The 7,492-nt window shown below is 36.4% G+C and carries 7 protein-coding genes and 1 pseudogene; 2 read left to right on the top strand and 6 right to left on the bottom strand.

The window, feature by feature from the left end; translation table 11 throughout:
* The 3 genes and pseudogenes from CN692_RS27340 to CN692_RS25765 all read right to left on the bottom strand — a co-directional run.
* Positions 1-1,376: pseudogene (locus CN692_RS27340) on the bottom strand (hypothetical protein); the annotation flags it as partial.
* A gap of 363 nt (positions 1,377-1,739) precedes the next feature.
* A complete protein-coding gene (locus CN692_RS25770; RefSeq protein ID WP_098121962.1) occupies positions 1,740-1,940 on the bottom strand; it encodes a hypothetical protein in 201 nt (66 codons plus the stop codon).
* A 351-nt stretch (positions 1,941-2,291) separates the two neighbouring features.
* On the bottom strand, positions 2,292-2,804 hold the full coding sequence (locus tag CN692_RS25765; RefSeq protein WP_098121961.1) for a DIP1984 family protein: 513 nt from the start codon (positions 2,802-2,804) through the stop codon (positions 2,292-2,294).
* Positions 2,805-3,112: 308 nt separating this feature from the next.
* On the opposite strand from CN692_RS25765, the gene CN692_RS25760 reads away from it, so the two are divergent.
* Together CN692_RS25760 and CN692_RS25755 are read left to right on the top strand one after the other, a co-directional pair.
* Positions 3,113-4,099, top strand: coding sequence for a hypothetical protein (locus CN692_RS25760; RefSeq protein WP_142317583.1), 987 nt, complete (start codon positions 3,113-3,115; stop codon positions 4,097-4,099).
* Positions 4,100-4,293: 194 nt separating this feature from the next.
* On the top strand, positions 4,294-5,502 hold the full coding sequence (locus CN692_RS25755) for a macrolide family glycosyltransferase (protein WP_098121959.1): 1,209 nt from the start codon (positions 4,294-4,296) through the stop codon (positions 5,500-5,502).
* A gap of 364 nt (positions 5,503-5,866) precedes the next feature.
* Here the strand turns inward: CN692_RS25755 and CN692_RS25750 are convergent, their stop codons facing one another.
* The 3 genes from CN692_RS25750 to CN692_RS25740 all read right to left on the bottom strand — a co-directional run bounded on the left by CN692_RS25750 (position 5,867) and on the right by CN692_RS25740 (position 7,412).
* Positions 5,867-6,052 (bottom strand): hypothetical protein, encoded by a 186-nt coding sequence (locus tag CN692_RS25750; RefSeq protein ID WP_098121958.1) that lies wholly within the window; start codon positions 6,050-6,052, stop codon positions 5,867-5,869.
* A 45-nt stretch (positions 6,053-6,097) separates the two neighbouring features.
* Positions 6,098-6,805: a DNA alkylation repair protein gene (locus tag CN692_RS25745; RefSeq protein ID WP_098121957.1), complete on the bottom strand. Its 708-nt coding sequence runs from the start codon at positions 6,803-6,805 to the stop codon at positions 6,098-6,100.
* Positions 6,806-6,986: 181 nt separating this feature from the next.
* A complete protein-coding gene (locus CN692_RS25740) occupies positions 6,987-7,412 on the bottom strand; it encodes a hypothetical protein (protein WP_098121956.1) in 426 nt (141 codons plus the stop codon).
* Positions 7,413-7,492 lie beyond the last annotated feature (80 nt).

Raw genomic sequence — 7,492 nt, 5'->3', positions numbered from 1 at the left:
CCTGTCGATCCTGTTACTCCTGTTGTTCCAGTTATTCCCGTCGCTCCGGTTGGACCTGTTTCTCCGGTTGATCCTGTTGAACCTGCTACTCCTGTCGCTCCTATTGGACCCGTTACTCCCGTTGAGCCTGTCGCTCCGGTTGGGCCTGTTTCTCCCATTGAGCCTGTCGATCCTGTTGCTCCGGTTGGGCCTGTCGATCCTGTTGGACCCGTTATTCCCGTCGCTCCAGTTGGGCCTGTCGATCCTGTTACTCCCGTTACCCCAGTTACTCCTGTTACTCCTGTTGTTCCAGTTATTCCCGTCGCTCCGGTTGGACCTGTTTCTCCCGTTGATCCTGTTGAACCTGCTACTCCTGTCGCTCCGGTTGGGCCCGTTGATCCAGTTGATCCTGCTACTCCTGTCGATCCTGTTGGGCCGGTTGCTCCCGTTGATCCTGTTTCTCCCGTTGATCCAGTTGATCCTGCTACTCCCGTCGATCCGGTTGGACCTATTTCTCCCGTTGATCCAGTTGATCCTGCTACTCCCGTCGCTCCGATTGGACCTATTTCTCCCGTTGATCCAGTTGATCCTGCTACTCCCGTCGCTCCGGTTGGACCTGTTTCTCCCGTCGCTCCGGTTGGACCAGTTGATCCTGTTACTCCTGTTGATCCTGCTACCCCAGTTGCTCCGGTTGGACCTGTTTCTCCGGTTAATCCTGTTGAACCTGCTACTCCTGTCGCTCCGGTTGGGCCTGTTTCTCCCATTAATCCAGTTGATCCTGCTACTCCCGTCACTCCGGTTGATCCTGTTGATCCTGCTACTCCCGTCGCTCCGGTTGGGCCTGTTGGACCTGTTACTCCAATTGATCCTGTTGAACCAGTTATTCCCGTCGCTCCGGTTGGACCTGTTACTCCAGTTGATCCAGTTTGACCTGCTGCTCCTGTAGTGCCGGTTGATCCTGCTACACCTGTCGCTCCCGTTGAGCCTGTTACTCCAGTTGATCCGGTTGGACCAGCTACTCCTGTCGTTCCAGTTGAGCCTGTTAATCCAGTTGATCCAGTTTGACCCGCTACTCCTGTCGCTCCAGTTGGTCCTGTTACTCCAGTTGATCCGGTTGGACCCGCTACTCCTGTCGGTCCGGTTGGTCCTGTTACTCCAGTTGGTCCGGTTGGACCTGTTACTCCAGTTACTCCAGTTTGTCCCGTTGAACCTGTTACACCATTCAACCCGGTCGATCCTGTTACCCCTGTTGCTCCGGTTGGACCTTTTTCCCCTCTTTTTCCTTCCTCTCCTCTAGGGCCTCGAGGGCCTCTACAACAGCAGCATTTTTTACAACAATTGCAATCACTTTTACAATCCTTACATCCACATTTTTTCCTTTTCTCTTCCTTACATATATGACTCTTTGAATCTTTGCAACAGCAGCACTTTTTACAACAATGACACTTATTGCAATGGCAGTCACACTTTTTTTTATCTTCTTTACCCAAAAAATCACCTATTTCTATATAGCTCAGGCTAGTCCTTATATGCTTACTTATAAGTTCGTACAAATTAAGATATGTTTATTTTTAATTTTTGGTTAGTTCGTTAGTCCAAACGTCTATAAAGATTTCATAATTATAAAAGGTTATTTGAATGTAATTACTTAATCATTAAAAAATATCGCATTCTATAAAACACATTTTTACTCTTTTCTTTAAATCTAAAAAGTTACCATTTGCAATAAAAAACGGCTGCCTAAGCAGCCGTTTTCAAAATTAAATACTATTTTTCTCGTCTTCAAATTCTACTTTAAAATAATTGACTACACGCCCGTAATATGGATAAAAGATCCCAAATACAACAAGAATCCATCCAATGTTAGTCAAATAATTAGGACCCCTAAAATTTTCAAAATAAGTTAATGTAATCATTAATAAGCCGAACAATATGTACAAAGCAGATATTAATGGTTTCATCATCGTCTCCTTTTACAATTTTTTCCTTTAGTTAACTAATATTCCATATAAAATTGTAATTACCTTTAGGCTTTTTAAATTGATTTTATAAGATTACTATAAACCTATTTTTTTAATAAAAATAAAGACCACCTCCTAAGATAAGAGGTGGTCATAAGAAGAAAGGATTAATGGTAACCCATTTTTAGTAGCTAAGCTACACTATGGGAGGAGTTCGTTTACGTTCGTTCGTCATTCGTTACACGTAAGGAAAGTAACCTGTAACTCTTCATCCGTTTGCTTATCAACCAATTTGATAGATCCATTTTTTATCTTCTTATCCTCACAGGAAAGTCTCATTCCTGTGAGGAATTAATAATAGTCTGTTCCATCAAATGGAATATTTATTGTAAAGTTTTTTGCATCAATTAATCCTGATAGACGCGTTACTTTTCGTTCTAATTTCAATGCTTTTGTTCGATACTCTTCTGGGTCGAAATATAGCTTCTCTACAATTATATTTTCAGACCCATACATCGGTTGAATACGTTCCTTCTTTGTTGCAAAGCTTTTACATAGTTGTACTTCAGCACGTAGTTGTTTTGCATACTCAATCGCTTCAGTAATTGACATCTCTTCATTTTCAATGGAAATTGTATTTTCTACATTTGCTTTTTGCATCAAGAAATCCAATTTTCTAAAATCAGCACGAACCTTTGATAATTCATTTTCAATTTTAGTCAGATCACGCACTAAAACTGGAATAGGATGGTTCTTTTCTACTTCAACAGTTGAATTTTCTTCAAGTTCTTCAATTAATTCACGAATTCTTTTCGAAAGAATATGTCTAATATTTAAAGCCTCAGCAAGTGTAATTTGATTCATACGATGCTCCTTGGATTCAAAATTTGCAAGATAACTAGTTTAGTATATAGAAAATTAATATAATATAAAAGTGAAAAGCCACAATAATTCTAAACTTTTAATGAACGAGCCTTAGTTTAATTACCTGCTATAATTAACTTTCGAATTTTAGGATTATAAATTTTATAACTAATTTCTACATCTCTTCTGGGAGCTTCGCCTAAATCGCGAATTATGACGAAAAAATTAGAATGAAGGCATATACTTTGTTGTTCATTTTTTTCACATCAGCATTTACACTAGATTTAGCAATGAAAGGATGTGTTTAGTTGAATCATTTTCGTTTTCTCTTCACGGTGCCTGGGGTGGTGTTCTTTTTGTTGATTTGCACCGGTCTCAGTCTGCTCATCGGAACCCTCTTTATTTTCCTGCTTCATGTTCTACTTGAAACGTTCATGCTTCACATGGGTTATGCGACACTTACGCTTTTTTTACTTGGTGCACTACCAGCTTTTGGCATAATGTATTCTATTTTTAGCTTTGTTGCAGCTCTATTATCACCGCTAGTTCAAGAAAAATCGTTCATTCCAGGGTTCTCTGTTGATTTAACTAGTTACCCCATTTTGCAAACATTGATCCAAGATGTATCAAAAGAGATGCACAAAGAAACACCTAGCACGCTGATTTTGCATCCGATGTCGTCAATTTTTGTTGCATCTGGTGCATTCGCCTTTTTTAATGGAACGAGGAAAGGAACAATTTGTTGTATTGGTTATCCGTTGTTAACATCTTGCACACGAGATGAACTGCGTGCCCTGTTAATCCGCGAATTCGCACGAATGGCCGAACAAAAACGAAATCGTTCGACGTCAAATACACTCGTGAAGCAGATCGCAGTCACTTACTCTAGTTATCTTTTTACTGCTTCCCGTCGGAAACTAGGACTCATTCTATTCCCATTACGTCTGCCGATTATATTGATGAAATCGTACAATCGTCAGCTTAATCACATTCAATCGGAAATGTTACAAAAAGCTAACGTAGCTGCTGATTCGTTTCTAAAAAATTTCATCGGTGAAGATAGTGCACGAGAGGTAGAGAACAAAATAGTACATCTTCGTCAAGCAGTTGACGCTAACATTAAAGAAAAACTCACAAATCAACTAGCGCACGGGCTTGTAACAGATGAAAATTTATACACTCTCTATTTCGATCAGACGTCCGCAACCGCTAATAACTCTTCCTCGATACTGAAACGATCGGATCACTTGGAACGAGCACTTTCCAAACAATACATTGCAGTTTCAGCAAGATAAAAGAGTTAGAAAATCGAGCCTAAAACCGGCTCTTTTTTTGACTCGTTTTCTTCATTTTTGTTCATTAGCTCAGTTAAGCCACTCTTCTTTTGTTACTTCAACGTCTAACATAAATTTTATCCAATTTAATTTGAATAGTTAGTCTAATTTCTATTACAATTAAGAATATTAAACTAATCCAAGGAGTGTTTGAAATGGCACGTGTTTTATTTATTAACGGCGGCTCAGAAGGTCACATCAACCCAACAATTGGAGTTGTTCAAGAGCTTATTTCACGTGGTGAAGAAATTGTATACATAACTACAGAGTCTTTTAGAGAACGAATTGAAAAAACGGGTGCGATTGTTCGAACTTTTGATGAACTAAAGTTTATAAAAGCCTTTCTATCAGGTGGCAGAAATTATTTACGCGAAAGAATCAATGGACTTTTACATACTGCAGAAATCATCATTCCTAGCATTCTTGAACAAATTAATGGAGAGCATTTTGATTACATCATCCATGATTCTATGTTTGGTTGTGGAAATATACTTGCCCAAATCCTCAAACTTCCAGCAATTAGTTCTTGTACTACTTTTGCACAGACTAATGAATCTTTCGATAAAATGTTGGAAGAGGAATCAATCAAAATTCCAAGTGAAATATTACATCAGATAGAAGCCGAATTTAAAAACTTAAAATTAAAGATTAAGAATAATTACGATGTAGAAATCAACTCTCAATATGAAGTTTTTTGTAATCCCGCTCCTCTTACAATCGTATACACAACTAAAGAGTTCCAACCAAATGGGAATTCTTTTGATCAATCTTTTAGCTTTGTCGGACCATCAGTCACTTCACGAGTACAAAACACTGATTTTGATCTTGCTGCGATTAAAAGTAAAAATCCAATCTATATTTCATTTGGAACTGTTTTTAACCGTGCTATTGATTTTTATAAACTTTGTTTTGAAGCATTTGGTACTAGTGAACATTTCATTCTACTATCAATTGGCTACCACACTAACGTTTCAGATTTAGGTGAAATCCCTGAAAACTTCATTGTAAAACAATATGTACCACAAATCGAAGTGTTAAAAGATACTAGATTATTTATTTCGCACGGCGGAATGAATAGCACAAGTGAAAGTCTTTATTACGGAGTTCCATTAATCGTTATCCCACAAGGTGCCGATCAGCCACTTATAGCAAAGCAAATAGATAATATCGGAGCTGGTATTCATTTAGAAATGCAAAACTTAACATCAATTCAACTACGTAAAGCCGCTGATCAGGTGTTAAATAATACTTCCTATCACAAAGAGGTCACTACTTTAAGTGAATCCTTTAAAAAAGCAGGAGGTTATCGCCAAGCAGTTACTGAGATTTTACAATTTTATAGTCACTACACTAGTAAAAATTAATTTACTAGAAGTATCATCAACACAATTTCATTCATAATTTTTGTATCTCATCTATACAAAAAAATCTACAAAGATAGTTTCTATCTTAGTAGATTTTTTTAATATTTTTCAATTTTCGAATCTAGCTTCTAACTATTACTTTTTAAAGGACCACTCTCAACTATTTTCCGATCAAAGTCCTCTTCCAAATTGGATTATTTGCTTTGGTTTTACCGCCTATTTAATAGATTTTTAGTAGATTTCTTCAATATTTTAGTCGGTTTAGATAGAATTGGATTGCTCGTACTTATTTCCCGTTTTATGAGTGCTTATTTTACCTAAAATACCCTAACTGGTATGGATAATACCTGATTTTATTTGAAATTCAAGAGACTTTATTTGCAGTTTCACTAAAATTAATTGCACTTTTACTAATTTTAATTGCAGTTTCTCTATTTTTATTTGCACTTCGTTCGTTATTTGCAGTTATACTGCCTTTATTTGCACCTATCCAGGTTTTATTTGCACTTTCCAAACTCTTTTTTGCACTTCGTTTGTATTTTGCAATCATACTTCCTTTATACGTACTTATTCACAATTAACTTGAACCTTGACGTCAACATCTTACATATTTACGCTTAAAACCTAGTAATCCTTTATCCAAATCCTTTTGAATTTTTTCAGAGCAAAGTAGAATATTACTTTTTTTCTTATCCTTTTTGATTTCGACTGGCCCTACTTCATTAGCGATTTCAACTGCTTTTTCGTGTTGAGGTACATAAGAGATTGCGACTGTATACATAAAGTTATTCATTGCAGATTTTGTTCGTTCAGGAGATGTGTGAATTGTATTTTTTACTTGTTCTAGCATGGCTGAAATCTTACTTGAGCTAAATTCAGTGTCTGAACGATTACCTAATAGCCAACAGTAACAACTCCAACCTGCTGACATTTTGAGCTCATCACCACTTGCAATCCATTTATCAGCAACATCTTGTGCAATATCAGCTTCAGCTAATGTTACTGAAACTACATAATCGGAAAGCATGTAGAAATATGCACCATCAATCCAGCGGTCAAAATCAGTTTCTGTCATTTTCATTGGATCAGCGATAATTCCTGCAAAATACATGGCATCGTAATTACCTGTTGAGTATAGTTGGTCAGCTAGCTGCTGATTTTTTTTTATTTTTTTAGCAATAGGTTTCATTGCCCCAGTAGCTACTCCAAAAAGTGGCTCGTGTGCACCATTACTAATGTATGTTTTTTTAGTTCTTTCCTTACCAAGTGCTTCTAGCTCCTGCATTACCGTTTCAAATTCCATCAATTTACACTTCCTTTCAATCATTTATGATCCTTTTTGTACTTCACCAAAGGTATTAATCTAAAAAAATCCTTAAATCGATTATATCAATTCTTATGCGATCATACTGTTAAACCTTTTAGAACATAAAAAAAGAGCCACTATAGTAACTCATTGAGTAGAAAAAAACTTTATTTCAAATTTAAAACTCAGTATATTTTATAATCTTCTTTATTGATTCAGCATTGTCAATATTTACACTTCTAAAACCATTAAATCCATTTAATTTAAGTATGGCTCCACTTTTTGTAAACCAAAGTAATGAACTATATTCAAATGATTGATCTACCGGACTTTTAAAACTAAGTTGAATATCATATTTAGCTAAATCAACAGTTGGATGGTCAATTATTTTACTATACAAAAATATTTCTTCTAATTGATTTATTCCCGATTGACGTTCGATATACATGGGTTTAAAACTGATTTCATTTTTTCCAAATTTTGTATAGTTATAACCAATCCATATCTCTTTGTTTGATTTAATATGCATTCTTTCGTAATAAAAACCAGCTAAGAACATTGCAAAAACTGTAACAATAATCAAAATTATATATGGTTTTTTCAAAATATAGTCCCTCCGAACAAAAGATCCACCCGCTACATATATAACCATATTTTACCATTTCTATTTGGAGATTAGTATAG

Source organism: Bacillus sp. AFS002410, assembly GCF_002556365.1.
Classification (GTDB): Bacteria; Bacillota; Bacilli; order Bacillales; family Bacillaceae_G; genus Gottfriedia.
The sequence above is the reverse complement of the archived record's forward strand: the minus strand, read 5'-3'. Positions and strand labels throughout refer to the sequence as shown.

Excerpts from the sequence above, each read along its gene's own strand:
- CN692_RS25770 (WP_098121962.1), bottom strand. The coding sequence starts at position 1,940 with ATGAAACCATTAATATCTGCTTTGTACATATTGTTCGGCTTATTAATG.
- CN692_RS25745 (WP_098121957.1), bottom strand. The coding sequence starts at position 6,805 with ATGGAATTTGAAACGGTAATGCAGGAGCTAGAAGCACTTGGTAAGGAA.
- CN692_RS25755 (WP_098121959.1), top strand. The coding sequence starts at position 4,294 with ATGGCACGTGTTTTATTTATTAACGGCGGCTCAGAAGGTCACATCAAC.
- CN692_RS25765 (WP_098121961.1), bottom strand. The coding sequence starts at position 2,804 with ATGAATCAAATTACACTTGCTGAGGCTTTAAATATTAGACATATTCTT.
- CN692_RS25750 (WP_098121958.1), bottom strand. The coding sequence starts at position 6,052 with ATGATTGCAAAATACAAACGAAGTGCAAAAAAGAGTTTGGAAAGTGCA.